This is a genomic window from Clostridium celatum (assembly GCF_021412605.1).
In the GTDB taxonomy this organism is placed as follows: domain Bacteria; phylum Bacillota; class Clostridia; order Clostridiales; family Clostridiaceae; genus Clostridium; species Clostridium celatum.
Genome location: NZ_JAJKGM010000020.1, coordinates 28932 through 55052 on the forward strand (window position 1 = coordinate 28932; position 26121 = coordinate 55052).

Annotated in this window: 25 protein-coding genes and 1 pseudogene; 6 read left to right on the forward strand and 20 right to left on the reverse strand. The window is 27.0% G+C overall.

What is annotated here, in order from left to right:
* The 8 genes from LPC13_RS09760 to LPC13_RS09790 form a co-directional block, all read right to left on the reverse strand.
* Positions 1 to 1023 carry a putative ABC transporter permease gene (locus LPC13_RS09760; RefSeq protein ID WP_005212507.1) on the reverse strand — a complete coding sequence of 341 codons (1023 nt, stop codon included), beginning with the start codon at positions 1021 to 1023 and terminating at the stop codon, positions 1 to 3.
* 145 nt (positions 1024 to 1168) lie between these two features.
* Positions 1169 to 1297 carry a YdeI/OmpD-associated family protein gene (locus tag LPC13_RS17005; RefSeq protein WP_083875385.1) on the reverse strand — a complete coding sequence of 43 codons (129 nt, stop codon included), beginning with the start codon at positions 1295 to 1297 and terminating at the stop codon, positions 1169 to 1171.
* 31 nt (positions 1298 to 1328) lie between these two features.
* The gene (locus LPC13_RS09765) at positions 1329 to 2195 is read right to left on the reverse strand and encodes an EamA family transporter (RefSeq protein WP_005212506.1); all 867 of its coding nucleotides are present in this window, start codon (positions 2193 to 2195) and stop codon (positions 1329 to 1331) included.
* A 127-nt stretch (positions 2196 to 2322) separates the two neighbouring features.
* Positions 2323 to 3999 (reverse strand): GH3 auxin-responsive promoter family protein, encoded by a 1677-nt coding sequence (locus LPC13_RS09770; protein ID WP_005212504.1) that lies wholly within the window; start codon positions 3997 to 3999, stop codon positions 2323 to 2325.
* A 113-nt stretch (positions 4000 to 4112) separates the two neighbouring features.
* Positions 4113 to 5279 (reverse strand): Na+/H+ antiporter NhaA, encoded by a 1167-nt coding sequence (gene nhaA / locus LPC13_RS09775; protein ID WP_040419119.1) that lies wholly within the window; start codon positions 5277 to 5279, stop codon positions 4113 to 4115.
* A 159-nt stretch (positions 5280 to 5438) separates the two neighbouring features.
* A complete protein-coding gene (locus LPC13_RS09780) occupies positions 5439 to 7370 on the reverse strand; it encodes a PTS fructose transporter subunit IIABC (protein WP_005212500.1) in 1932 nt (643 codons plus the stop codon).
* Between the two features lie 24 nt (positions 7371 to 7394).
* Positions 7395 to 8300 carry a 1-phosphofructokinase gene (gene pfkB / locus LPC13_RS09785; RefSeq protein WP_195244788.1) on the reverse strand — a complete coding sequence of 302 codons (906 nt, stop codon included), beginning with the start codon at positions 8298 to 8300 and terminating at the stop codon, positions 7395 to 7397.
* Positions 8300 to 9052 (reverse strand): DeoR/GlpR family DNA-binding transcription regulator, encoded by a 753-nt coding sequence (locus tag LPC13_RS09790; protein WP_005212492.1) that lies wholly within the window; start codon positions 9050 to 9052, stop codon positions 8300 to 8302. The genes pfkB and LPC13_RS09790 overlap by 1 nt, the downstream gene beginning before the upstream one ends.
* Positions 9053 to 9323: 271 nt before the next feature.
* Here LPC13_RS09790 and LPC13_RS09795 point away from each other — a divergent pair, with 271 nt between their 5' ends.
* The gene (locus LPC13_RS09795) at positions 9324 to 9752 is read left to right on the forward strand and encodes a MarR family winged helix-turn-helix transcriptional regulator (RefSeq protein ID WP_005212490.1); all 429 of its coding nucleotides are present in this window, start codon (positions 9324 to 9326) and stop codon (positions 9750 to 9752) included.
* A 74-nt stretch (positions 9753 to 9826) separates the two neighbouring features.
* The gene (locus LPC13_RS09800; protein WP_005212488.1) at positions 9827 to 11200 is read left to right on the forward strand and encodes an MATE family efflux transporter; all 1374 of its coding nucleotides are present in this window, start codon (positions 9827 to 9829) and stop codon (positions 11198 to 11200) included.
* Positions 11201 to 11278: 78 nt separating this feature from the next.
* Here the strand turns inward: LPC13_RS09800 and LPC13_RS09805 are convergent, their stop codons facing one another.
* Positions 11279 to 11674, reverse strand: a complete 396-nt coding sequence (locus tag LPC13_RS09805; protein WP_005212486.1) for an RrF2 family transcriptional regulator — start codon at positions 11672 to 11674, stop codon at positions 11279 to 11281.
* 155 nt (positions 11675 to 11829) lie between these two features.
* Between LPC13_RS09805 and LPC13_RS09810 the strand changes: the two genes are divergently transcribed.
* Positions 11830 to 12267: a globin domain-containing protein gene (locus LPC13_RS09810; protein WP_005212485.1), complete on the forward strand. Its 438-nt coding sequence runs from the start codon at positions 11830 to 11832 to the stop codon at positions 12265 to 12267.
* A 190-nt stretch (positions 12268 to 12457) separates the two neighbouring features.
* On the opposite strand, the gene LPC13_RS09815 is transcribed toward LPC13_RS09810, so the two are convergent.
* The 11 genes and pseudogenes from LPC13_RS09815 to LPC13_RS09865 all read right to left on the reverse strand — a co-directional run bounded on the left by LPC13_RS09815 (position 12458) and on the right by LPC13_RS09865 (position 23600).
* The gene (locus LPC13_RS09815; protein WP_005212483.1) at positions 12458 to 13003 is read right to left on the reverse strand and encodes a hemerythrin domain-containing protein; all 546 of its coding nucleotides are present in this window, start codon (positions 13001 to 13003) and stop codon (positions 12458 to 12460) included.
* A gap of 13 nt (positions 13004 to 13016) precedes the next feature.
* Positions 13017 to 13655 carry a hypothetical protein gene (locus LPC13_RS09820; protein WP_005212481.1) on the reverse strand — a complete coding sequence of 213 codons (639 nt, stop codon included), beginning with the start codon at positions 13653 to 13655 and terminating at the stop codon, positions 13017 to 13019.
* 306 nt (positions 13656 to 13961) lie between these two features.
* Positions 13962 to 14285, reverse strand: coding sequence for a cupin domain-containing protein (locus LPC13_RS09825; protein WP_005212479.1), 324 nt, complete (start codon positions 14283 to 14285; stop codon positions 13962 to 13964).
* Between the two features lie 72 nt (positions 14286 to 14357).
* Positions 14358 to 16031, reverse strand: a pseudogene (gene hcp, locus LPC13_RS09830) (hydroxylamine reductase).
* 110 nt (positions 16032 to 16141) lie between these two features.
* Positions 16142 to 16327 carry a DUF1858 domain-containing protein gene (locus tag LPC13_RS09835; RefSeq protein WP_005212474.1) on the reverse strand — a complete coding sequence of 62 codons (186 nt, stop codon included), beginning with the start codon at positions 16325 to 16327 and terminating at the stop codon, positions 16142 to 16144.
* Between the two features lie 149 nt (positions 16328 to 16476).
* Complete coding sequence (locus LPC13_RS09840) at positions 16477 to 17643, reverse strand: cation:proton antiporter (protein ID WP_187116558.1); 1167 nt, start codon at positions 17641 to 17643, stop codon at positions 16477 to 16479.
* A 168-nt stretch (positions 17644 to 17811) separates the two neighbouring features.
* Complete coding sequence (locus LPC13_RS09845) at positions 17812 to 20040, reverse strand: ATP-binding protein (protein WP_005212469.1); 2229 nt, start codon at positions 20038 to 20040, stop codon at positions 17812 to 17814.
* Positions 20015 to 20719, reverse strand: coding sequence for a response regulator transcription factor (locus LPC13_RS09850; protein ID WP_005212466.1), 705 nt, complete (start codon positions 20717 to 20719; stop codon positions 20015 to 20017). Before LPC13_RS09850 ends, LPC13_RS09845 begins: the two co-directional genes overlap by 26 nt.
* 297 nt (positions 20720 to 21016) lie before the next feature.
* On the reverse strand, positions 21017 to 21526 hold the full coding sequence (locus LPC13_RS09855; RefSeq protein WP_195244782.1) for a DedA family protein: 510 nt from the start codon (positions 21524 to 21526) through the stop codon (positions 21017 to 21019).
* A 166-nt stretch (positions 21527 to 21692) separates the two neighbouring features.
* Entirely contained in the window at positions 21693 to 22925 is a 1233-nt protein-coding gene (locus tag LPC13_RS09860; RefSeq protein ID WP_005212461.1) for a sensor histidine kinase, read from the reverse strand.
* Positions 22926 to 23600, reverse strand: coding sequence for a response regulator transcription factor (locus LPC13_RS09865; protein ID WP_005212459.1), 675 nt, complete (start codon positions 23598 to 23600; stop codon positions 22926 to 22928). It lies immediately after the preceding gene.
* 164 nt (positions 23601 to 23764) lie between these two features.
* Between LPC13_RS09865 and LPC13_RS09870 the strand changes: the two genes are divergently transcribed.
* The 3 genes from LPC13_RS09870 to LPC13_RS09880 form a co-directional block, all read left to right on the forward strand.
* Positions 23765 to 24445 carry a polyphosphate polymerase domain-containing protein gene (locus LPC13_RS09870; RefSeq protein ID WP_005212458.1) on the forward strand — a complete coding sequence of 227 codons (681 nt, stop codon included), beginning with the start codon at positions 23765 to 23767 and terminating at the stop codon, positions 24443 to 24445.
* A 34-nt stretch (positions 24446 to 24479) separates the two neighbouring features.
* Positions 24480 to 25166 carry a DUF4956 domain-containing protein gene (locus LPC13_RS09875; RefSeq protein ID WP_040419114.1) on the forward strand — a complete coding sequence of 229 codons (687 nt, stop codon included), beginning with the start codon at positions 24480 to 24482 and terminating at the stop codon, positions 25164 to 25166.
* A 19-nt stretch (positions 25167 to 25185) separates the two neighbouring features.
* A partial coding sequence (locus LPC13_RS09880) for a CotH kinase family protein (protein ID WP_234088773.1) occupies positions 25186 to 26121 on the forward strand: 936 nt, incomplete at its 3' end.

The window sequence follows — 26121 nt, forward strand, 5'->3', positions numbered from 1 at the left end:
TTAAATTCTTTTGTTATTTATATTTTTTTCAAAACTTTCATTTATTTTTTTTAATTCTTCCATTGCTTCTTCATGTTCTCTTGCCTTAACGCTTGGATTCCTACGTAACATATTAATGCAATTTAAATATGTTCTATTCTCCGTGTTATGAATATAACTCTCATCCCTCTTTAGCTTATCTAAATACTCTAAAAACTCTTCTTTTAAATAGCTTTTGTTTGTAATTTCTTTCGAAAATATCTTATCAATATTAGTTACATATTTGGATACTCTTTCTACTAATTCTATTATCCTCTCCTCTGTTGTAGCCAAATTACTCTTAATACATTTTTCAATAATTTGTTTTTTAGTTTCTTTTTTACTTAAATTTTTCTCTTGTTGTAATGTTAACTTATCCATTAATTTGCCTTGTAGTTCCTTAACATCACTATTAATAAAAGCCTCAACAACTTCTAGTCTCTTTCGTATAATATATATACGTTCGTTTCTTTCCGTTATTTTAACTAAAACATTTTTTAAATCCATTGCATTATTAAAAGCTTGAACTGCATCAATTGTAACAAATATAGTTATAACATATACAATTACTTCTATTATTTTGTCAGATATACTAATAATAAAGGGCTCTATTAACGGATTTACTAAATATACTAAAGCTAGTGAAAAAAAACCCCACGCTAGAGAAGACACTAAACATATATATCCATTTATATTAAATTTCTTTTCACTATAATCCCAATATCTAACATGAAATAACTTTTCCATTATGGCTCCTGTAATATATTCTAATATAGTTGCTGAAATCATTCCAATAATGAATACTAAAATAGTATATTTTTTTATTAAAACTGTTGAAATTAATACAACTATTGCTCCTGATCCATAAATGGGTAAAAATGGGCCTTTTAAAAATCCACGATTTATCCACTTATGAAGTTTTATTGATACATAAGCCGATTCCCAAACCCAACCAGCGAAGCAATAAATGTAAAATAAAAGAATCCATTGGTATAAAGTATACACTTCAACTCTCCCCTCCTATACTTATTAACAATCTATAAACTATCCTTTTTAATAATTTATTATTCACCTTATAAAGTAGTTCTATATAATCTTATTAATAATCTTATATAAAAATAACCCTATGATTTCTCATAGGATTTATACACTACTTAATTTTTTCTTTATTATTTAGTTTTTTTATAGCTTCTATTAATCTTTTATCTTTCGTTTCCTGCTTTTTAGCTGATATTATCCATGTAATATATTTCTTTTTAATTGAGAAATTATATTTTATTCAACTATATAAAATATCTAATAATGCTTTATTACAGCTTAATCAATAAAGAAAGTGTTCCAACTACAACTAGAACTAAACCAATTATAGCTCTCTTTGATAATTTTTCCTTTAAAAAAACATAAGCAAATGTTATTGTTACTAAAATACTAAGTTTATCTATGGGAACAACTATAGATGCTAGTCCATCTTGTAAAGCCTTATAATAACAAAGCCACGAACCTCCTGTTGCAATTCCAGATAAAATTAAAAACCTTAAACTTTTTTTATCTATCTTTTTAATATCCCCTTGCTTTTTAGTTATAAAAACTATAACCCATGCCATAATAAGTACAACTATTGTTCTTATTGCGGTTCCTAAATTTGATTCAATATTTTCTATACCTACTTTACCCAATATAGATGTTAACGAAGCAAATAAAGCTGATAATACTGCATATATTAACCATGCATTACTCTTAACTTTCTTTTTTGCATTTTCTTTTTTTTGAATCATTAAATAAGTCCCAATTCCTATGAATATCATTCCAATTATCATGTTTATAGTTATATTTTCCCCTAAAAAAATAAAGGCTAATATCATAGTTAAAATTGTACTACTTTTATCAATAGGAACTACTTTATTTACATCACCTAATTGTAATGCTTTAAAATAACATAACCATGATGCCCCTGTTGCAAATCCTGATAAAATTAAAAATATAAAAGTTTTTTCACTAATTTCTCCTATACTGCCTTGTGAACCTACTATAAACACCATAATCCATGAAAAAATTAATACTACAATAGTTCTTATTGCAGTAGCCACATGCGAATCAACATCCTTAACTCCTACCTTAGCCAAAATTGATGTTGCTCCAGCAAAAAATGCAGATCCAAAAGCATATAATATCCACATAATTTAAAATTCCTTTCTTTATTCATTTTTTATTATATAAATATTATACCATTACATTAAAAATATACTTAACTCAAATAAAAAGAAGTGATATTAAAGTTTAAATTCTATCACTTCTATCTTTTTCTTATATTCTATTATCATTTAAAATTCTTAAAATATCTGTTTTATTAGTCGCTACTCTTGGAATTTTAATTTGACTTTTTGAAACTCCATTTGATATTAGAAATTTCTTTATATTATCAAATGTATTCTTTCTAACAACATTAACACTTACACCTGATAATTTATTATTTTTTCTAAATCTACTATAAGCTAAATTAGCTTTTTGAAGCTCTAAATCTAAAATTTTTTCAAAGTTTTTTATCTTACTTTGGGATATTTCTTTATCTAACTCAAAATAAAATATATATCTACCTGGTGTTATCGTATTATCAGCTATGGTTGTATAGTCAATTAGTGATACTCCAAGTTCTTTTATAGTTTTATTTATTGAAACCTTTAAATGATCTTCTGTGGTTTTTTCCGAAACCATATTAAGAACTTGATTTTTTCTATATAAAAATTCAACTTCTGGTGAATTATTATAATATCCAACAACTTTAATTACATCGCCTAATCTATATCTATAAAATCCTGCATAATTAGTTACTATAATCTCATATTTTTCTCCTATCTTTAATTCATCTATACAACATGTCACAGGCTTTTCCTTATCACTTTCATCTATTGGAATAAATTCATAAAATACCGTATCCGGTATTATTACATATCTTATATTTGATATATATGGATTAATTCCTATCATAGCTTCAGTTGCTGCATATGCTGGTGAATAAATTGGTAATGATTCAGTATAATAATTAACCATCTCATCATATATTGAAAAATTAGCTCCTGTTACTGCTGCAATATAAGTTATCTTTGGCCAAAGTCTTCTACATATTCCTCTAAACCCTTTAGAAAACTCTAATTCTATCTCATCGGCTCTTCCTGCATTTGGCTTTAAATACTTATTTAATTTTTTTCGATTTTCATCACCAATATTTAAGTTTCTATTTATCCTACCTTTCTTAATATCCATTACTAGTAACTCACTTTTTTCTTCTAAAACTCTTAAAGCATCTAAAACATTTGAAATAAATACACCACTTATATAAGTTAGATTTTTATCATTTAAAGCAAATAATAAATGTAAATATAACGCCGTATTTTTATCTTTAATTTTCATAACTTCATATGGTGAGGTATATATTTTAGGAAGTATAAACTTTATTGCATCCATTCCACCTGATGTTGCTGAACATATAGGTACTCCACCTTCAGAATAAGTTGTCATAACAGTATCTGCCAACATTAATCCTCGTCCATAATTCCATTGATTTTTTAAATTATTATACGCAAATCGTTCTATTAACAACGCCATATACTTACTACCAACTTCTCTGGATTTTTTAGTAACTGGTATTAACTTTTGTTTACCTGTTGTTCCTGATGTATGCCCAAAATATTCAACATCATCAGTAATTAAAATATTTTTTTTACCTTTTAGCATTTCATTTATATATTGCTCATAATCAGAATAATCTGTAATAGGTACTATTTCTTTATATTCATTTACAGACCTTATCGAATTAAAATTATATTTTTCTCCATAGTTACATTCATTATTTTTATTTAATATTTTAAATAGAACCTCTTCATTTACAGATCTCGAATTTAAGGTATATTTATTAAACTTTTTTTCTAGTACTCCTCCTGCTGAAATCATAGTACAATATACTACTTTACTTATTATGCTCATATTAAAGCACTTCCTATATATTTTTGTCGTAATAATATATGAAAGTGCTTTAAAAATTGCTATTTAATTAATATTTTTTATTTTAGATTTATATTAAATATATATCTTTAAAATTAATTTTTATGTTGAACCTTTTCTCCAATAGAAGTTAATATACTTGCAATTATAATTGATATAACAGCTGCAATTAATACTGATATTTTTGATACACTAAGTTCAACTTCTTCACCAGCAAAAGCTATCTCTGATATGAATAATGACATTGTAAATCCTATTCCTGCAAGTATTGAAACCTCTAAAACATCATACCACGATGTATCTTGTGGCTTATTTGTTATACCTATTAAACTTCCTAAATATCCAAATAGCACAATTCCTACTGGCTTTCCAATGACTAACCCTAGTATTATTCCTATCATTAAAGGATAATCTTTTGCTAAGTTTAAATTTCCTCCTAAATTTATTCCTGTATTAGAAAACGCAAATAAAGGAAGTATTACATAATTAGAAAATGGTTCTAACTTATGTTGAATTTTATAGCTTAAATCTTTCTCTTTATCTTTCTCAGGTAATACAGGTATACTAAAGGCTAATATTACTCCACTTAATGTTGAATGTATTCCACTATAAAATACTGCTGCCCATAATGCTACACCTAATATTATGTATGGATATAATTTGTTTCTTTTATTAAAAAATTTAAGTGAAAATAGAATAGCTGTTAAAATTAAAGAAATTATTATTCCTGACACCCTTATATGTGATGAATAAAATACTCCAATTATAATTATTGATAATAAATCATCTACAACAGCTAATGTAAGTAAAAATAGCTTTAATGAAAAATTTAATCTGCTTTCTAGGATTGAGAAAATTCCTATTGCAAATGCTATATCTGTAGATAATGGTATACCAGCACCTATCTCAAATGCAGTACTATAATTAAATAGTGTAAATATTAACGCTGGTACTATCATACCTCCAACAGCTGCTATAACTGGAAAAGATGCTTGTTTTATAGAAGAAAGTTTTCCATATATAAGTTCTCTTTTTATTTCGCATCCTACAACTAAAAAGAATATTGCCATTAAAAAATCATTTATAAATAAGTGTAAATTAAACTCTTCTCCTACCTTTAAATCATACAATATATAATTATAAAATTTATCTAAAGGTGTATTTGCTAAAATTAAGGCTAAAATTGTAGTTGCTAATAATAATATTCCTGGAAAGGCTTCTGAGCCTATTATATTTTTATTTTTTCTTTTATTATTTTCCATAACACTTGCTCCTACTATGACATTAATCATTTGTATAGTACTAGTATGCGATAATTATCATTTTTTTATTTTATATAAAAAATTAATTTTTATAATAAAAATAAGGTACTAAAAATCTTAAATTAAAGATTTCTAATACCTTATATTATTTATATATAACTATTCTACTACTTTCTTCTTAAGTAATGCTAATATTGCCATTCCAACTACAGAACCAATAGCAACTGCTGCTAAATATCCAAATGGATTTCCTATAACAGGTAATACAAATATTCCACCATGAGGCGCTCTTAATTGACAGTTAAATAACATTGAAAGCGCACCTGCTGTTGCAGAACCAATTACACATGAAGGTATAACTCTTAGTGGATCTGCTGCTGCAAAAGGAATTGCTCCTTCTGTTATAAATGATAACCCCATAACATAGTTTGTAAGTGCTGATTGTCTTTCTCTCTTTGTAAATTTATTCTTAAAGAATGTTGATGCTAAAGCAATTGCAAGTGGTGGAACCATACCACCAGCCATTACAGCTGCCATAACTTCATAGTTTCCTGATGCAAGTGATGCTGTACCAAATACATATGCGGCTTTGTTGAAAGGACCACCCATATCGATTGCCATCATACCTGCAACAACTATACCTAATAACACTCTACTAGTTCCACCCATTGAGTTAAGGAAATGTGTTATTGCTTCATTTATTCCACCAAAGAATGGATTTACAAATATCATTATTAAACCAATTAATCCAATACCAAAGAAAGGATATAGTAATGTTGGTTTTAAACCTTCTAGAGATTGTGGTAATTTATCAAATATCTTCTTTAATCCTAATACTAAATAACCACCTAAGAAACCTGCAAATAATGCTCCTAAGAATCCTCCACTAATAACTGATACTGAAGAATCAAATGCACTTGCATAAGTTGTACCTAAATTAGCTAACATACCACCAACAAAACCAACTGCAAGACCTGGTCTATCTGCAATACTCATTGAAATATAACCAGCAAGTACAGGTAACATAAATCCAAATGCAGTTTCACCAATTGTCTTTATTAATGCAGCAACTGGTGTATTTTTACCAAAGTTAGCTGGATTAATACTATAGTTATCTAATAAGAATGCTAAAGCTATTAATATACCTCCACCTATAACAAATGGTAACATATGAGATACACCATTCATTAAGTGTTTATATATTTGTCTTCCAATACTTTCTTTATCTTCTGATGATACACCTTCACTATCATTTCCACCTGCATGATGGTATACTGGCGCATCTCCATTTGTAGCTCTAGTTAATAATTCTTCTGTTTTATGAATTCCATTTGCAACTTTAGTTTGAATAACTTTTTTACCTTCAAATCTAGCCATTTCAACCTTTTTATCAGCTGCAACTATTATGCAATCTGCATTTTTAATTTCCTCTGCTGTTAAAACGTTTTTAGCTCCACCAGAACCATTAGTTTCAACTTTTATAGTAATTCCCATATCTTTAGCTTTATTTTCTAAAGCTTCTGCAGCCATAAATGTATGAGCTATTCCTGTCGGACATGCTGTAACTGCTAATACTCTATATCCACTAACTTGAGCTTTTTGCGCTTCTTCTTTTTCATTTTCAGCCTTTAACTTATCATTTTCTTTTTCATCAATAAGATTTAAAAACTCATCAACACTTTTTGCATTTATTAATTGATCTTTAAAGCTTGGATCCATTAACATCATTGAAAGTCTAGCAAGTACATCTAAGTGAAGGTTATTTTCGCCTTCTGGTGCTGCAATCATAAAAAATAACTTTGCTGGTTCACCATCAAGTGAGTCATAATCTATTCCATTAGTAAGTACCATTGCACTAAGTCCTGGTTCCTTTACTGCAGTTGTCTTAGCATGAGGAATTGCTATATTATCTCCAATTCCTGTTGTACTTAAGCTTTCTCTTGCTAAAACCGCTTCTTTATACGCTTCCTTATCATTTAATCTCCCAGTTACATCCATTAAATCTACTAATGTATTAATTGCTTCCTCTTTTGTGTTAACACTTGGATTAAGTGCAATTCCATTTTTCTTTAGTAAATCTGTAATTTTCACTTTCCATTCCTCCCTTAAACACTTTTATTTAACTTGCTTTAATAATTCATAAACATATTCTTTTGTAGCTAAACCTTCTGAAAATGCTGATGCACTTCCTGTAGCTACACCTAATTTAAAGGCCTCTTCAACATTACCTGAATTTACATAACCAGTTATAAATCCACCAACCATTGAATCACCAGCTCCAACTGAATTTTTGACTACACCCTTTGGAACATTACTAATTGTAACTTCTCCATTAGAATTTATTAAAATAGCTCCATCTCCAGCCATAGAAATAATTACATTTTCTGCACCCATTTCCTTTAGCTTCTTTGCATATTCAATAATTTCTTCTTTTCCATTAAGTTTTACATTAAATAAATCCCCAAGTTCATGATGATTTGGCTTAATTAAAAATGGCTTATATTTTAACACCTTTAATAAGCAATCTCCTGTTGTATCTACAATAAACTTAACTCCTTTAGTTTGAAGTCTTTCCATTATTCTTTCATAAATATCTACTGGCATAGTTTTTGGAATACTTCCTGCTAAAACTAATATATCTCCTGATTCAAGTTTTTCTAACTGCATATAAAGTTCATTTAATGCTTCTTCTGAAATATTTGGACCACCACCATTTATTTCACTTTCAACATCAGCTTTAATTTTTACATTTATTCTAGACATGCCTTCTTTTAATTTAATAAAATCAGTATCACAGCCAAAATTTCTTACTTCTCGTTCAATTTCATCTCCTGTGAATCCTGCAATAAACCCTAAAGCCTTACTTTTAACACCTAAGTTATTTAAAACTATTGAAACATTTATGCCTTTTCCACCGGCATAAACACTCTCACTATTAGTTCTATTTACATGTCCTAAATTAAAATCATCCATTTTAACTATATAATCTAATGCTGGATTAAAAGTAATAGTATAAATCATTATTTGCCTACCTCCACAACGTCTGTAACTTGCTTATATTTAATATCCTCCAAATTAGTTGTTATTATTCTCGCTTTATCAATGCTTGCAAATGTTATAGAACTTATTTCATCAAATTTTGAAGTGTCGCATAAAACAAAGCTATCTTTTGTTCTATTTATTGCTTCTTCTTTTACCATAGCCTCTCTTATATCTGGCGTTGTAAATCCATTTTTAATTGAAACCCCATTTACTCCAAAAAAACCTTTTGTGAAGTTATATTTTCTTAAACTATTTATAGCCTCAACCCCTACTATAGCTTCAGTAATTAATTTTAACTCCCCACCTAATATATAAGTAGTACATCCTTTTTGAATAAGCTTTTTCGCATGAACTATTCCATTAGTTACAAATACCGCTTTTGTATTTTTTATAAAATCTATTATAAGCTCAGTAGTTGTACCTGCATCCATATATATTAAGTCATTATCTTCTATTAATGATGCTGCATACTCTGAAATTTTAAGCTTTTCATCCATATTTAAATTTTGTCTATATTCTACTTTATCATCACTTGTATTTATCTTTATATCTTTTAATGATGTAGCTCCACCATGAACCTTCTTAAGCAATCCTGCTTTATGAAGTGCATTTAAATCTCTTCTTATAGTCGATTCAGATGTATCTAAATATTTAACTAAATCATTTAAATATACTACTGATTCCTTATCTAACTTATCCAAAATTAATTTATATCTCTCTTCTGATAACATTTACATCACTTCCTTGATTTCATAATACTCTTATTTTATTCACAAGTCAATGATTTTCATTCAAAAACTTTCATTTTCATTCAAAATCATTCAAATTCCTTTTAATAAATTCCTGTATTGGTTTTTATTTTAAAATATTTATTTTATCATTAGCTTGTAATTTTATTTCTTTATTATATTTTCTCAAAAGTAAAAATAAAAAATAGTTGCATTTGCAACTATTTTTTTACTATAATATATTAGTATTTTATGACTAAAAGGAGTTTTTTATATGAATTCTACTAATGAGTATTTCGGTAAATATATATCTTTAATTCATAGACAAGCTAATGTTTTTTTTAGCAAGGAATTTAATAACCTTGAAATTGGGTCTGGGCAATATCTATTCATGATACAACTTTATAAACATGATGGAATTAATCAAGAGAAGCTTTCAGATTTAGTTAATATAGATAAAGGCACAACTGCGAAAGCAATAAAGAAACTAGAAGAGGCAGGCTTAGTAAGTCGTCTTAAAGATAGCTCAGATAAAAGGGTTAATAGAATCTATTTAACTGAAAAAGCCTTTAATATTAAAGATCAATTCTTTGATATTTTAACTAAATGGGAGCAAATGCTTACATCTAATTTAAGCGAAGATGAAATTTGTCAAGGATTAAATATCCTTAATAAACTATCAAAAAATGTTTTTAATAACTAAATATAAAATTTGCATTGTTAATTAACTTCAATTTAATAAAATATAAATTTTTAATTTCACTTAGGAGGACAAATATGAAACATCAAAATATGTTAGGCGAAGAGTCTATCGGAAAACTTTTATTAAAATACTCTATTCCTGCAATAATAGGAATGATGGTTAATGCTTTATATAATATAGTAGATAGAATGTTTATTGGCCGAATTCCAGATGTAGGTTCACTTGCACTTACTGGTGTTGGAATAACTATGCCGATTATGTCTATTTTATTAGCTTTTGGAATGCTTATAGGTATTGGTTCAACAGCAAATATTTCCTTAAATCTTGGTAGAGGTAATAGAGAATATGCTGAAAAGCTTATTGGAAGTGCACTGACTTTAAGCTTAATTATTGGAATATCCATAACAATTATTGGTCTTATTTTCCTTAATCCAATACTTAATATATTTGGTGCTAGTGAAAATACTTTATTTTATGCAAAGCAATATATTACTGTAATTTTATGTGGATGTACTTTTAATATTCTTTCTTTTGCATTAAATAGTACTGTAAGAGCTGATGGTAATCCTAAGCTAGCTTCAATAACAATGGTTATTGGATGTGGTACTAATATAATTTTAGACTATTTATTTGTTTTTGTATTAAACATGGGAATTAAAGGAGCAGCTTTTGCAACTGTTATTTCTCAAGCACTTACTTTCTTCATAATTCTTTATTACTATACTAAAGGAAAATCCAACTTAAAATTAAAATTTGAAAATATGAAATTAAAGAAAAACTTAGTGATGATGACTTTTGCTATTGGTATTGCTCCTTTTGCAACTCAAATTGCTAACAGTTTAGTACAAGTTGTTGCTAATAATTCTTTAAAAGCTTATGGTAATGATTTATCTATAGGAGCCATGACTATAATAGGTTCTATTAACATGGTATTTATGATGCCTATATTTGGTATTAATCAAGGTTGTCAGCCTATTATTGGATTTAACTATGGTGCTAAAAAATACGATAGAGCTAAAAAGACTTTTGCAATTGCTACTATTGCAGCTACAGTTATTTGTACAATCGGTGGGATTCTAATTCAAGCTTTCCCTAAATTTGCAATAAGCTTATTTAACAATGATCCTGAACTTACTGCTGTTGCTATAAAAGGTGTTAGAATGTATTTATTAATGATGCCAATAGTTGGAATAAACATTGTTTCAACTAGTTATTTCCAATCAATAGGTAAAGCTAAAATGTCTATGTTTGTTAGTTTACTTAGACAAGTTATATTATTAATTCCATTTACTTTAATACTACCTTTATTTATTGGATTAGATGGTGTTTGGGCTGCAGGTGCTTGTGCGGATTTCTTATCAGTAGTAATAACACTAGTATTAATTTATAAGGAATTTAAATCTTTAAATACTCTACATAAAGCTGAAATTATTGAAAGTGCATTATAATTATTAAAAAACAAAGACTCTACTAGATATCTTTTTCTTATTCTAGTAGGGTCTTTGTTTTAATATATAGTATTTTACTTATATTATATCCCTTAGTGTATAATTAGACATTTCATTTATAAATCCATTTAGAGATCTACAAATGATACCCTTAAGCTTACATTCTTCACTAATTAGAGGACATGTTCCTGTTTCATTCATACATTCAACCAAACTTAAATTTTCTTCTGTTAACAATAAAACTTTTCCTAAATTAATCTCTTCTGGTGGTAATCCTAATTTAAGGCCCCCATTTCTCCCCTTAGTTGATATTATATATTCAGTTTTTGCTAATTTATTAATTACCTTCTTTAAATGATGTGTTGATATGTTTAATTCATCTGCTAATTTATCTACTGTCCCATTATCTTGTGGATTTTTAGCTAAATATATTAACGCTCTAAAAGCATAATCTGTAAACTTTGATAATTGCATTTATTATCTTCCTTTCACTTGTAGTATCTCCATTATAACATATAAAAATAAAATGTGTATTTTACTTGCACATTTTATTTTTATATGTTATATTTATCCCAAGAGAACAAATAATAATTATCACTTAATAATTATTAGATAAAAGGAGAATTAATATGTTAGATCAAAAAACAATAGATATAATAAAAAGTACAGTTCCAGTATTAAAGGAACATGGATTAGAAATTACTACAACATTCTATAAAAATATGTTCATAAATAACCCAGAAGTTAAACCATTATTTAATATGGACAAGCAAAATTCTGGAGAACAACCTAAAGCACTAGCTATGACTATTTTAGCCGCTGCTCAAAATATAGATAATCTACAAGCAATTTTACCTGTAGTAAAAAAAATTGGTGAAGTTCACTGTGACCGTCAAATTACTGAAGGACATTATCCAATAGTTGGCTCAAATCTTTTAGCTTCTATTAAAGAAGTCTTAGGTGATGCTGCTACCGATGAAGTTATCGAAGCTTGGGGAAAAGCTTATGGTGTTATAGCTCAAATCTTTATTGATGTAGAAAAAGAAATATACAACTCTAGAAAATAATTTAAATTAATTATAGGTATAGGATTTAATTCTATACCTGTAATTTTTATATAATAAAAGCTAAAAATTTATACTAAAAAAATTCTGCTAATTAACATTAAAAATTAGCAGAATTTCTTTTTCATTTTTTTAAGTTTTATAACATAGTTATTTTATTAAAACCTACAATTACAATTTTATATATAGCATATTAATATTTCTTTTCTAAATCTTCTAAAATTAATATATATCTATTCTTTATTTTTTCATTACTAATTTCAAATTTTTCACATTCTACATTAATAAATTCCTTTATTTCATCATTTAAATTTCTTTCTGCAAATTTATAAATAACTCTATCTTCCTTATCTATATGCCTTATTAATAAATGTGTATATGAAATTGCATTTGCTATAACATCTAGTTTTGCTTCTTCATCCCCACTCTTCATCTTTTCGAAAGCATTTATTAAATCTCTAACATATAATCTTCCTAAATCATGTTCTACAAGCATTCCTTGATTAACTGCTTTTTCTGCTGTTTCTCCTATGTGCTCTACCATTTTAGTAAAAAGCACCTTTTCTTCTTTTTTATGATGATGATTATCTGCATAGTTTTGAATAAAATCAATTATCTTATTGAAATCTTCATAAATTATTTCTTCACCATTCATAATTCTAAAGCACACTTTTCTAACTACATTTAACATTCTTAGAATATACTTATGCTCTTCATTCATTATTTCTATAGCCTTCATTTAATGTGCCCCCTTATATCTTTTTCCTAATTACTTGTGTATTTTCATCTAATTGAATATATTCATAATCATTATTCATTTCAACAACAAAAGCATTTATCCATTCACTTCTTAAGTTATAAAATATATCTACTGATATACCTTCATTTTTCCAAATATCCTTATGTACACATACTTTTCTTTTCCACTCTACAGTTTCACTATTTGAATTTATTACCTCATTTACTCTATCACATGGCATTCCATCTAATATATAATCATTCATACTCTTAAATATATCTTCTGCGGTAATATTGCTTAGCTTAGTCTTTGCTTCCTTTGCAGCATTAATTCCTTGTTCAATATATATTTTTTTCATATTTAAAATAGCATCTTTATTATTACTTAATATAATATTGGTCCATGCAGCCATTCTACCTTCTGCGTTATGAATCTTACCTTGTAACCATCCATGAATATTACTTGTATCTATCATATCTTCAAGTTTTTTATCCGGAAGCTTTTCTCCATATTTTATATTAATTTCATCCTGTAGCTTATATATATTTAACCCTTCATTTTTTGCAAGTTCTATGATTTCACCTTCTAATCCTTCAAACCATAATACTTTATTAAATAACCAGTAATGTATCTTTCCTAAAAATAAACTCATATTCTCTTCTCCTATCTTTTTAAATTTTTAATTTATATCATTACTATATATTAAATTTATATTATATTAAGTAACATTTGTTACGTATGTTAAAATAATAATCATATTATATGCACATTATTTAAAAAAATTTTTTAATCTTATATATTAGCCATGTTAATATTATAAATCCTATCACAACTAATATAATTTCTCTTAAAACTTATATATAAAATCCTATTGAACTGTTTAAATAAAAAAATACTTAAATAATAAATTAATATCATTTAAGTATTTTTGTTAACTTATTTATTTTAGTTATTAATATTATTCTGCCAAGCTTTCTGATATAGTTACTAATACTTTACTTTTAGACCTTGCAATTACATTATGTTCTATTCTTGCATCAAATGGCATGAAATCTCCCTTATTTAATTCATATTTTTCACCATTTACAAATTCCAGTGATACACTTCCATCATAAACTAAGACACTTGCATATCCATTATGAGTATGGTTAGGCAAGCCTTTACCTACATCAAAAACAAAACAAATCGTTTTGAACTTTTTATTCATCGCTATAATTTCTTTTCCTTCATCGATGTTATCAATATTAGCAACTTTTATAATATCATTATTATTTAAATTCATTTTATCTCCTTATAAACTTTAAGATTATATTATTTTTTATTTATCTATTATCTTAAATTCTAAAATACATTTTTATATACCTTGTTGTAAGCAAGTCTTTAAATCATCTTCAGCTGTACTTATAGGTCTTAAATCAAATGTATCAACTAAATATTGAAGTACATTAGGACTTAAGAATGCAGGAAGTGTTGGACCTAGGAATATTCCTTTTACTCCAAGTGATAATAATGCTAAAAGATCAGCAACAGCTTTTTGCTCATACCAAGATATTATAAATGATAATGGTAATCCATTCACATCTGTTCCAAAAGCATCTGCTAATGCTGTTGCAATTCTAACTGCTGAATATGCATCATTACATTGACCTACATCTAAAAGCCTTGGAAGTCCTGCTACTTCTCCAAAGTCTAGTTTATTAAATCTATATTTGCCACAAGCTAAAGTAAGTATTACACAATCATCTGGTACCATCTTAGCAAATTCAGTATAATAATTTCTACCTGGTCTAGCACCATCACATCCTCCAATTAAGAAGAAATGTCTTATCTTACCATCCTTAACTGCATTGACTATAGTCTCTGCATTACTTAACGTTGCATGATGGCCAAATCCAACTAATATTTCATGTGGTTCTTGATCTTCCTCATATCCACCAAGTTCTAAAGCTTTATTTATTATTTCACTAAAATCTTTTTTTCCATCTTTGCCTTTTCCTATATGCTTTACTCCATCCCATCCAACTACACTTGTTGTAAAAATTCTATCTTTATAAGTTTCTCTTGGCCTCATAAGACAATTTGTAGTCATTAAAATACAACCTGGTATATTATCAAATTCTTTTTGTTGATCTTGCCAAGCTCCTCCAAAGTTTCCAACAAGATGAGAATACTTTTTTAATCCAGGATATCCATGACTTGGTATCATTTCACCATGAGTATAAATATTTATACCCTTTCCTTCTGTTTGCTCTAATAACATTTCAAGGTCTTTTAAATCATGCCCTGAAACTATAATAAATGGCCCTTTTTTAACATGAACATTTACCTTATGAGGTTATGGATTTTCATAAACTGTAGTATTTGCTTCATCTAATTTTTTCATTACAGCAACACTCATATCTCCGGTTCTCATAGTCCATCTTATTAATTCTTCAACTGATAAAGTATCATCAGTTGTTGCTTCTAATGCTCTTATATAAAAATTATCAACCTGATCATCATAATATCCAAGCTCTCTTGCTTGATGTCCATAAGCACTTATCCCCTTCAATCCATAAACTATAGTTTGTCTTAATGAACGTATATCTGGATCAAGTTCCTGATCATACATTATTCCGGCCTTTTTTGCATCCTCAAGCATTTCTGATTTAGTTTCACTTAAATTATAAGTAGCATGATCTGTATCATTTTTAATCTTTCCAACTTGTTTTCTTAGCTTTTCCTTTATTTTTTGTGATTCTCGTAACATTTCAACATGTACATCTGCATCAAAATTTACATTTGTTAAAGTTGTAAATAATGAATTTTCGACAAAGCTTACTATACTCTTATCTACATTATCACCTTTTTCAACTATTTTTTTAGCATAACAACTTATACCTTTTATTTGATATATAAGTAGATCTTGAAGTGCTGCAATCTCTGGTGTCTTACCACATACCCCCATCTTAGTGCAACCTTTACCACCTGCTGTTTGTTCACATTGATAACAAAACATAGGATATTCCATAGCCATACTATTTCCCATATTAAAGTCTCCTTGTCAATATCTTTAAATACATAAATATCTTTTCCTTAACAAAATAAAAATATACAAAAAAATCTGCATTGCTTTTTTGCAATACAGATTCCTTAAAATTATTTTTCATTTAATTTGTTTAAAACTTCTTCTAATTCTAATCCATGAATATAGCAAGCTTGTTCTAATGTTTCCATTGTTGCAGATGGACAACCTAAACATCCCATTCCAAAATCACTTAATATTTCTGCAGCTTTAGGATTCATTTCTAATATTTCACCTATAGTATTATCCTTATTAATCATAATTTAATCTCTCCTTTATATATGTGTTATACTTACATATTCTATATATTTTTTTAATATTATATTTAAATTATACATAATATATAAAGTTTATGTTGTAACAAATGATACATTTTTAAAATTATATTTTTTAGATTTTATTAATTTATTTATACTGTATATGCTTTCTTTAGTAATATAGGCGTACATATTGCTGCAGTTATTATCATTATTATAATCGATGGTAAAAAATAAGTATTCATAATACCAAGTTTTATTCCTTTATTAGCAATAACAAGTGCAACTTCACCTCTTGCCATCATTCCTGTTCCAATTTGTATAATCTCCTTTTTAGAGTATCCACATATTTTTGCCCCTAATCCACATCCAATAATTTTGCTTAACATCGCTACAGCAACTAAAACAATAGTCATTATAATAATAGATACTGTCATTTTAGGAATTTCCATATTAATACCTATACTTGCAAAAAATATAGGTGATAATAACATATATGAAATTATATCAAATCTCTTAGAAATATACTCTGTTTCTCTATTTCTTGATAAAACTAAACCTGCTATAAATGCACCAGTTATATCTGCAACTCCAAAAAACTCCTCTGCACAAAATGATAACAATAAACAAACAACGAATGCTCCTATGACAAATCTTCTTTTATCAATATCATATTTATTTATCCATTTATCAAAAACTATATAAATTATATATCCTACTACAAGAGCAAAAATAAAAAATGCAATAATTTTTAAAAATACAATTCCAACATTAACAGACTTATCTGATATACTAGTTATTATCGTTAATACTATAATTCCAAGAATATCATCTATAATAGCTGCACCTAATATCACTGTTGCAGATTTCTCCGATAGTTTCCCTAATTCCCTCAATGCTTCTACTGTAATACTAACTGAAGTTGCTGTTAGTATTGCACCAATAAATACATTCTGTAATATATTGCTTACTGTACTTAAACTTCCATCATTAAAAATATATGCAACAATAGTTCCGCCTATTAAAGGTATAATAACACCAAAAGTAGCTATTATAAGTGAATCCTTTCCTGAATTTTTTAACTGTCTTATATCACTTTCTAATCCTGCTGTAAACATAATTACTATAACTCCAAGCTCTGCCATCATTCCTATAAAATCAGTTTCATGAAGTATGTTAAGAACTGATGGTCCTAATATAACACCTGCAAGCAAAGCTCCAACTACTTGTGGTAAATTAAATCTTCTTGTTAGTAATCCTAAAAATTTTGTACTTAATAAAATTAATGCGATATCTAATAAATATCTATATGACATAATATTTTCCTCCATTATTTAGTTTTATAAAAATTTAATTATGTATAAATATATTTATTTCATATAAAATTTATTCATTGCACTTAATATTTCTACTATCTAAAAAAGATAGAGTATAGAAAATAAAAATTTTGCTATACTCTATCCTTTTTATTGTTTTATATTCTAAAACTATTTTGTAAATATTATTGTTACTTTAAATAAATCCCCATCAACACTTATATCAAATTTACCACCTTGAAGTTCAACAAAACTTTTTGCTATTGCAAGACCTAATCCTGAACCTTCTGTGTTTCTTGATTCATCTCCACGAACAAATCTTTCCGCAATAGTTTCTACATTGAATGTTATTTCTTCCGCTGCCATATTTTTCATTATTATTTCAACTTTATTTTCATCTTCAATCATATCTATAAACACTCTTGTATTAGGCATTGCATATTTAGTCATATTAATTACTAAATTTTCAAAAATTCTAAATGTGCGTTGGCTATCTAAAGGTAATATTACTTTTCCTTCTGGTATATTTTTTCTAACTGATAAATTTGCCTCTTCAAGTTTATCTTCTAATTCAAGTAATGTTTGTTTCATTAAAGATGCAACATCAATATTTTCTATATTTAATGTTATATTTCCACTAGTTGCTTTGCTCATTTCAAATAAATCTTCTATTAAAACTTGTAGTCTTTGAGCTTTTTTATCTAAAGTTTCAATATACTGCCTACGTTTTTCCTGTGATAAATTTTCATCCTTTAAAAGATCTGCATAAGTTATTATTGCTGTTAGTGGAGTTTTTAAATCATGAGAAACATTCGATATTAAATCCGTTTTCATCTTCTGACTCTTAACTTCTTCATCTACGGCTTTCTTAAACCCACCTTGAATTTTTTCTAAATCCATTTTAAATGGCTCAAAAAGTCCTAAATCCTCTTCTATTTTTACATCTAAATTACCTTGTGCAATTTTACTTGTTGCTTCTCTAAGCTTACTATATTTTTCGCTTATCTTATCAACATATTTTCTTATTACAAAGAATAATATTATTGAATAAAGTATAACTACAGGTATTCCAAAAAACCAAATTGAAGTTATTATTAATAATATTACTGCATTTATTAATAATAATTTTATTATTAGCTTATTATTTTTTTCACTTAAATCTACCTTAGTTACTTCATTTAATACCTTTTTAACATATCTAATAATTAATGTTAAAATTCTACCTAATATGGTTCTTTTCTTGAAATACTCTTTAAAACCCATATTAAATATATATTTTATTATTAATACTGCAAAAAATGCTACTCCAAATTCTATAACCCAAGTTATAAAGTTAAAGAACCATATTAAATTTTGAGAAACTGTAAATCCATTTATAATAAACCCAAACAAATATTCTAGATTTCCTTCTAATGCTGGCTTTACCATATATCTAGGTGATACCATTAAAAGTGCTATATCAAGTCCACATATTATCATCCAAACTTCAAACGGTATTTTTGATAATCCATTAAATAAAGACATATTTTTAGCTTTATTAATAGGAAATATTAGTGCAGCTATGGCTATAAAAGTTATAATTACTGTTACCGCCGTTGCCCCAGCCATTTCATATCCTACCATCTTTGAATTATTTATCCCCCAAGATATTACATCATCAAAAGGTAGAACCTTAGGCACTGCATATACAATTGACATATTTTTTATAGGCTTAATTGTATACTCATAATAATCATCAATACCATCTAAATTATCTATTAAGTTATACTCAAAATTATTCTTATCCGCACCATAAATATCAGTTATAGTCATAATTCCATTTTCATCAAAGTTTAAAGCTACATAAAATTGATATATATCTTTAGCATCTTGTGATATAACTACATTTTTATCCTTAACTTCTACCCCATTACCCATATTAGTTTTATCTACGTTATTTGTTTTATTATAAGCATAATATAATAAATTTGTATATCTTCCCTCTGTTCTGTTTCTCCAATTATTAAAATTTGAATTAAACTGATTGATATATTCTTCACCTGTATAATAATTTTCATTACTATATATATTACTCTCTAAATTCAATAAAGTTTTTCCTGGACTTAAATTTCCTTCGTTTTTTTCTGATAAAGTACTAAAATAATTTACATAACTTGTTTCTGCTAAATCTTCTGCAAATCCATAATGCTCAAAATAATTATTTTCAATATTCCTAGCGCTTTTATCTATAATAGGATATGCCTTACACATACCTAAAGCTGCACTTGCTATTATTAATAATGACACTAATGTAGCTATAATTCCTTTACTTTTATATACCTTTTTTTTCATTGCATTAACATCATTTTCCGAATAATTCATGTCACTATTATTCTTATTGTTTTTCAATTTTATATCCAACTCCCCACACCACCTTTAAATATTTCGGATTTTTAGGATTAATTTCAATCTTTTCTCTTATCTTTCTTACATGAACCATTATTGTATCTGTATTTATTGCCTGCTCATTCCAGACTCTTTCGTAGATTTCCTCTGTTGCAAATACTCTTCCTGGATTTTTTATAAGTAATTCTAATATTTTAAATTCAATTGGTGTAAGCTTTACTAATTTTTCATCTACGCTTACTTCCTTAGTATCAGTATTTAATTCAAGTCCACCAACTACATATACATTTTCATTTACTTCTTTTTTAGTAACCATATTTAAAAATTTTGAATATCTTCTAAGTTGTGAATTAACTCTAGCTAATAACTCTAATGGTCTAAATGGTTTAGTTACGTAATCATCTGCTCCTATATTTAACCCCATTATTTTATCAACCTCTTCTGATTTTGCTGATAACATTATTACAGGAAACTCATGATTTTGTCTAAGCTTCATAACAAAAGTTATACCATCCATCTTAGGCATCATTACATCAACTACCGCTAAATGAATAGTTTCCTTATCTAACACTTCTAAACCTTCAATTCCATTATTAGCTATAAAAACGTTGTATCCCTGATTATTTAAATATGCTTCAATTGCAATTGCTATATCATTTTCATCTTCAACTACTAAAATATTATATGAGCTCATATTATTCACCTCTTACTTTTCCCCTTCTCTTAATTATTTTAAAGAACATGCTCATTTACTATACTACAAATGATAATAAAAAAAGCTAAAGAACTACTTCATATAATTCTAAAGATTTTCTTAAGTTCTATTAACTAAATTTTATCATATAAAAATCATTTATAATTTTATTAATTAATCTTATCTAAAATAAGCATATCACTATATTTCTTTATACAAATATTATCTTACACAATAAATAAAGACAAACAACAAATTATCACATTAATTTGCTATTTGCCCTTTTTAACTTTCAATTTAAGTAATATATTTAAATATTCCTTCTCCTAAAATATAACCTGCTGAAATAAATACGCCATTCCAAATAAATATTCCACAAGCAGAATATATTGTATATTTTAAAAAATTCATTTTAAGTACACCTGCTGGTATTGCAATTATAGTCCTTGCAACTGGTATTAATCTACTTATAAAAACTCCAATATGTCCTTTTCCTCTTAAATACTCTAACTTTTCTTCTATATATTTTTTATGCTTGGGAAATTTTGTTGTGTATTTATCTAATAAAAGATTTCCCCCATAAAATCCTAAGAAATATAATACCCAACTGCCAATTACCCCTGCTATAACAGATAATATTAAGACAAAAGGAAAATTCATTTCACCTCTTGATATCCAAACCCCTGACAATGGCATTATTATGCCAGCTGGTAGTCCTGGTAAATTTAAATATTCTAAAAATACAATTACAAATATAAATATTACTCCATATTGTGATAAATAACTTAATATTGTATTAGCATTCATATTTACTCCTCCAAAATTATCCTTTTAGTCTATATTATAACTCTATAATACTTTAAAAAAATAAAGAAGAACTTATTAAAAATCTAAAGAATTTCTTAATATTTTTAATTACAAAAAAATAGTTGCATTAAACCTTCTTATATTATAAGTTTAATACAACCCAATTTTAAGTCAATTTATTACTATCAACTTTTAATTTCTCATTATTTATAGGAAGTTCTACAATAAATGATGCACTTTCTCCAATTATACTTTCTGCATAAATCTTCCCCTTATGATCTTCAACTATCGATTTAGCTATAGATAGTCCTAATCCATAGCCCCCCGTACCTCTATCCCTTGAAGCATCAACCCTATAAAACCTTTCAAATATTTTTTCTAAATGCTCTTTTGCAATTCCTTCACCTGTATTCTTAACTATTAATTTAGTTTTAGTTTTATCAACATTAAGATTTACTGTAATTTTACCGCCACTATTAGTATATTTGATTGCATTATCCATTAATATACTTATTAACTTTTTTATTTGATCCTTTTCACCATTTATAAATATATCTTTTGATATATTTTCCTCTAATAGTAATCCTTTTTCAAATATAACCACTTCAAACACAAGTAATAAATCATTTAGAATCTTACTTAAATTAATACTAGTGATTTCTTCATTTTTTCTTTTTGCATCTAAATTTGCTAAAGAAAGCATTTCATTAATTAAAGTAGACATTCTACTAGCTTGCGAATCAATATATTTAATCCACTTTTCTTGGCTTTTAATTGTTTCATTTTTATTTTCTTCTAATAAAGATATATTAGTTTTAATAATTGTAAGAGGTGTTCTAAGTTCATGTGAAGCATCTGCAATAAATTGCTTTTGCTTTTTGAAACTTTCCTCTAAGGGCTCTATTGTTCTATTAGTAAAATATATGCTTATTAAAAATAAGACAATAAGACTTATAGCACCAACTAAAATAAATATTCTAAGCAAATTTGCTAAAACATCTTGCTGATATGCTCTACTTATTAATACAATTTTTATTCCACCATTAATATTTTGTTTAAGATAAGCATAGCTTTCTCCATTTATTTTTATTTTACTTAAGCTTTCATTATTGCTTAATATCTCATCTATAACTTGTTTAGTATTCCATTCTGAAACATCAAATCTAGATACTATATTAGTTATTTTATTTTCTGAATCCAAGTTAATAGTTATTGTAACATCCATATTTCCTTTAGGTGGCTTTGCCATTGGATTCATACTATTCCTAAGTTGCATTTCCATATCTCTATTTAAACTAAAGGCAGTCATTACATATATAGTTCCAAATATTCCAATAAACACTGTAGTTAATAATACCATATTCATTAGAATAAATTTTTTCTTTAATTTATCAAACATTTAAATATCCTCCAGTTTATATCCTACACCTCTAACTGTTGATATATTTGTTTTTGAATCTATATAATTAATTTTTTTTCTTAAAAATGAAATATATACTTCTATATTGTTGTATTCAGCATCTGAATCATACCCCCAAATTTTAGTTATAAGTTCATCCTTAGTCACTATAGACTTAGGTCTTTGCATAAAACATCTCATTATTTCAAATTCTTTTAATGATAATTTTATACTATTACATGGCCCCTCTAACTCATAGCTAGATATATTTAACTTAATATCTCCGAATTCTAATATATTATCATTTATTATTTCACCTTGTCTTCTAGTTAAAGCCCTAAGCCTTGCTAAAAGTTCTTCTGTTGCAAAAGGTTTAGCTAAATAATCATCTGCACCACTATCAAGTCCCTTAACCTTATCTTCAATTTCACCTTTAGCTGTAAGTAAAATAACTGGTGTTTTTATATTATTTTTTCTTAATCTTCTAAGTATCTCTAATCCATTAAGCTTTGGAAGCATTATATCTAATATTATTACATCATATATATCTGTTAATCCATAATCCAATCCATCTTCACCATCATAAACAGCATCAACTACATATTTATTTTTCCCTAATATTTGAGTAAGTGCTTCCGAAAGTTGTATTTCATCTTCAACTAGTAATAATCTCATTCATCATCTCTCCTTACCTAATATATAAAATGATTCTTTACTAAAAGTCTACCATATAAATTTATCTTTAAGTGTACTTTTAAGACTATTTTAAGATTAAAGTACTAATATTAAATTTGTAAGTTAACTTAAATTTAACACAAAAATTGGGAGGTGATTACTTTATGAGTAAACCACGACATGAATTAAAATTTTTTATAAATTTATCTGATTACTATGCTCTAAAAAATAGAATTAAACATATTGCTTCTTTAGATAAAAACGCTAATTCTAATGGTATTTATAATATACGAAGTCTTTACTTTGATAATTTTAATGATAAAGCCTTAATGGAAAAAATCAATGGATATAGTAAAAGAGAGAAATTTAGAATTAGATTTTACAATGATAACTTTTCGTTTATAAGACTTGAAAAGAAAAGTAAAATAAATGGACTTTGTACTAAATTTTCTGCACCTTTAACAAAAAAAGAATGTGAGAAAATATTAAATAATGATATTGAATGGATGCTTAATTCTGATAAATCGTTAATACAAGAATTATACTTTAAAATGAAGTCACAAATGTTAAAACCTAAAACTGTTGTGGATTATACACGTGAAGCTTATATCTATAAACCTGGAAATGTAAGAATTACTATTGATAGTAATGTTAAAAGTGGTATTTATTCAAAGGATATGTTCAATACTAATCTTCCTATAATGAAAATACCTAATAACGATACAATTATTTTAGAGGTAAAGTTCGATGAATTTTTACCTGACATAATAAAAGATATAATACAAACTAATACAAGAAAAGCTACTTCAATTTCTAAATATGCTAACTGTAGGATGTTTGGATAAATTATTTTTAATATTATTTTTGGAGGTAATACAAATGAATTCACAAATTAACTTTTCAGATATTTTTAAATTAAGTTTTTTAGAAAAAACTACCAGTTTTTCTATAACAGATACATTAATTGCTCTATGCTTAGCATTGGCAGTTGGTTTATTCATTTTTTTAATTTATAAAAAGACTTTTAAGGGTGTTATGTATTCGGAAAGCTTTGGAATGTCTTTAGTTGCAATGACACTTATAACTACTTTAATTATCTTAGCAATTACTTCAAATGTTATTTTATCACTTGGTATGGTTGGTGCATTATCTATAGTAAGATTTAGATCCGCTATTAAAGAACCACTTGATATTGCCTTTTTATTTTGGGCTATATCTGCTGGTATAGTTTTAGGCGCTGGTCTTATTCCACTAGGAATTATAGGTTCTGTTTTCATAGGTATCATAATGGTTTTATTTGTTAATAAGAAAAGTACTGATAATCCTTATATACTAGTTGTTAATTGTACTAATGATAATAGTGAAAAAGAAGCTATAAAATTTGTTTCTAGTTCTGTAAAAAAACATGTTGTTAAATCTAAAACTGTTTCCGCTAATTCTGGAATAGAATTAACCGTTGAAATAAGATTAAAAGAAATGTCAACTCAATTTGTAAATGAACTTAGTCATATATCTGGAGTAAATAATGTTGTCTTAGTTAGCTATAATGGCGAATATATGAGCTAAGCTAATAGGTGGTGAAAAAATGATTTCAAACAAACACTTTAATGCAATTGTTGCTGTATTAATGGTAATAGCTATATGTTTCTCATCACTTATTGTGCTATTACCTAAAAATATAACTTTGGCTACTTCAATAACTCAACCTAATTATGTAACTACAATATTTGATGATGATAAAATTATTGAAATAAATATAGAAATGTCTGAAGATGCTTGGCAAGAAATGATTGATAATGCATCTGCTGAAGAATATACCTCAGCAAATATAACTGTAAACGGAACAACTTATACTAATGTAGGTATTAGGCCAAAAGGAAATTCTAGTTTATCTCAAATTGTCGCTGATAGTACTACAGATAGATTTAGCTTTAAGTTAAAATTTGATAAATATATTGATGGACAAACATTAGACGGACTTAGTAAGCTAGTTTTAAATAACAATATGTCTGATACAACTTATATGAAAGAATACTTTTCTTATAAATTGCTTGATTCTCTAAATGTTCCAACACCAGAATGTGCCTATGCTCATATAACTGTTAATGGCGAAGAATGGGGATTATACCTAGCAGTTGAACCTATTGAAGAGGAATTTATAGAAAGACATTATGGCTCTATAAATGGTAATTTATACAAACCTGAAAGTGATAGCGTTGCTATGGGTAATAAAGATGACAATGGCCAAATGCAAACTCCTCCTGATATGAATAATGGAGACAACTCAATGCAAATGCAAACTCCTCCAGATATGAATAATGGCGATACATCAATGCAAATGCAGACCCCTCCGGATATGAGTAATGGAGATACATCAATGCAAATGCAGCCCCCTCCAGATATGAATAATGGAGACAACTCAATGCAAATGCAAACTCCCCCGGATATGAATAATGGCGATACATCAATGCAAATGCAGACCCCTCCGGATATGAGTAATGGAGATACATCAATGCAAATG

Excerpts from the sequence above, each read along its gene's own strand:
- LPC13_RS09765 (WP_005212506.1), bottom strand. The coding sequence starts at position 2,195 with ATGTGGATATTATATGCTTTTGGATCTGCATTTTTTGCTGGAGCAACA.
- LPC13_RS09770 (WP_005212504.1), bottom strand. The coding sequence starts at position 3,999 with ATGAGCATAATAAGTAAAGTAGTATATTGTACTATGATTTCAGCAGGA.
- nhaA (WP_040419119.1), bottom strand. The coding sequence starts at position 5,279 with ATGGAAAATAATAAAAGAAAAAATAAAAATATAATAGGCTCAGAAGCC.
- pfkB (WP_195244788.1), bottom strand. The coding sequence starts at position 8,300 with ATGATTTATACTATTACTTTTAATCCAGCATTAGATTATATAGTTAAA.
- LPC13_RS09790 (WP_005212492.1), bottom strand. The coding sequence starts at position 9,052 with ATGTTATCAGAAGAGAGATATAAATTAATTTTGGATAAGTTAGATAAG.
- LPC13_RS09795 (WP_005212490.1), top strand. The coding sequence starts at position 9,324 with ATGAATTCTACTAATGAGTATTTCGGTAAATATATATCTTTAATTCAT.
- LPC13_RS09800 (WP_005212488.1), top strand. The coding sequence starts at position 9,827 with ATGAAACATCAAAATATGTTAGGCGAAGAGTCTATCGGAAAACTTTTA.
- LPC13_RS09805 (WP_005212486.1), bottom strand. The coding sequence starts at position 11,674 with ATGCAATTATCAAAGTTTACAGATTATGCTTTTAGAGCGTTAATATAT.
- LPC13_RS09810 (WP_005212485.1), top strand. The coding sequence starts at position 11,830 with ATGTTAGATCAAAAAACAATAGATATAATAAAAAGTACAGTTCCAGTA.
- LPC13_RS09815 (WP_005212483.1), bottom strand. The coding sequence starts at position 13,003 with ATGAAGGCTATAGAAATAATGAATGAAGAGCATAAGTATATTCTAAGA.
- LPC13_RS09820 (WP_005212481.1), bottom strand. The coding sequence starts at position 13,655 with ATGAGTTTATTTTTAGGAAAGATACATTACTGGTTATTTAATAAAGTA.
- LPC13_RS09825 (WP_005212479.1), bottom strand. The coding sequence starts at position 14,285 with ATGAATTTAAATAATAATGATATTATAAAAGTTGCTAATATTGATAAC.
- LPC13_RS09835 (WP_005212474.1), bottom strand. The coding sequence starts at position 16,327 with ATGATTAATAAGGATAATACTATAGGTGAAATATTAGAAATGAATCCT.
- LPC13_RS09850 (WP_005212466.1), bottom strand. The coding sequence starts at position 20,719 with ATGAGCTCATATAATATTTTAGTAGTTGAAGATGAAAATGATATAGCA.
- LPC13_RS09855 (WP_195244782.1), bottom strand. The coding sequence starts at position 21,526 with ATGAATGCTAATACAATATTAAGTTATTTATCACAATATGGAGTAATA.
- LPC13_RS09860 (WP_005212461.1), bottom strand. The coding sequence starts at position 22,925 with ATGTTTGATAAATTAAAGAAAAAATTTATTCTAATGAATATGGTATTA.
- LPC13_RS09865 (WP_005212459.1), bottom strand. The coding sequence starts at position 23,600 with ATGAGATTATTACTAGTTGAAGATGAAATACAACTTTCGGAAGCACTT.
- LPC13_RS09870 (WP_005212458.1), top strand. The coding sequence starts at position 23,765 with ATGAGTAAACCACGACATGAATTAAAATTTTTTATAAATTTATCTGAT.
- LPC13_RS09875 (WP_040419114.1), top strand. The coding sequence starts at position 24,480 with ATGAATTCACAAATTAACTTTTCAGATATTTTTAAATTAAGTTTTTTA.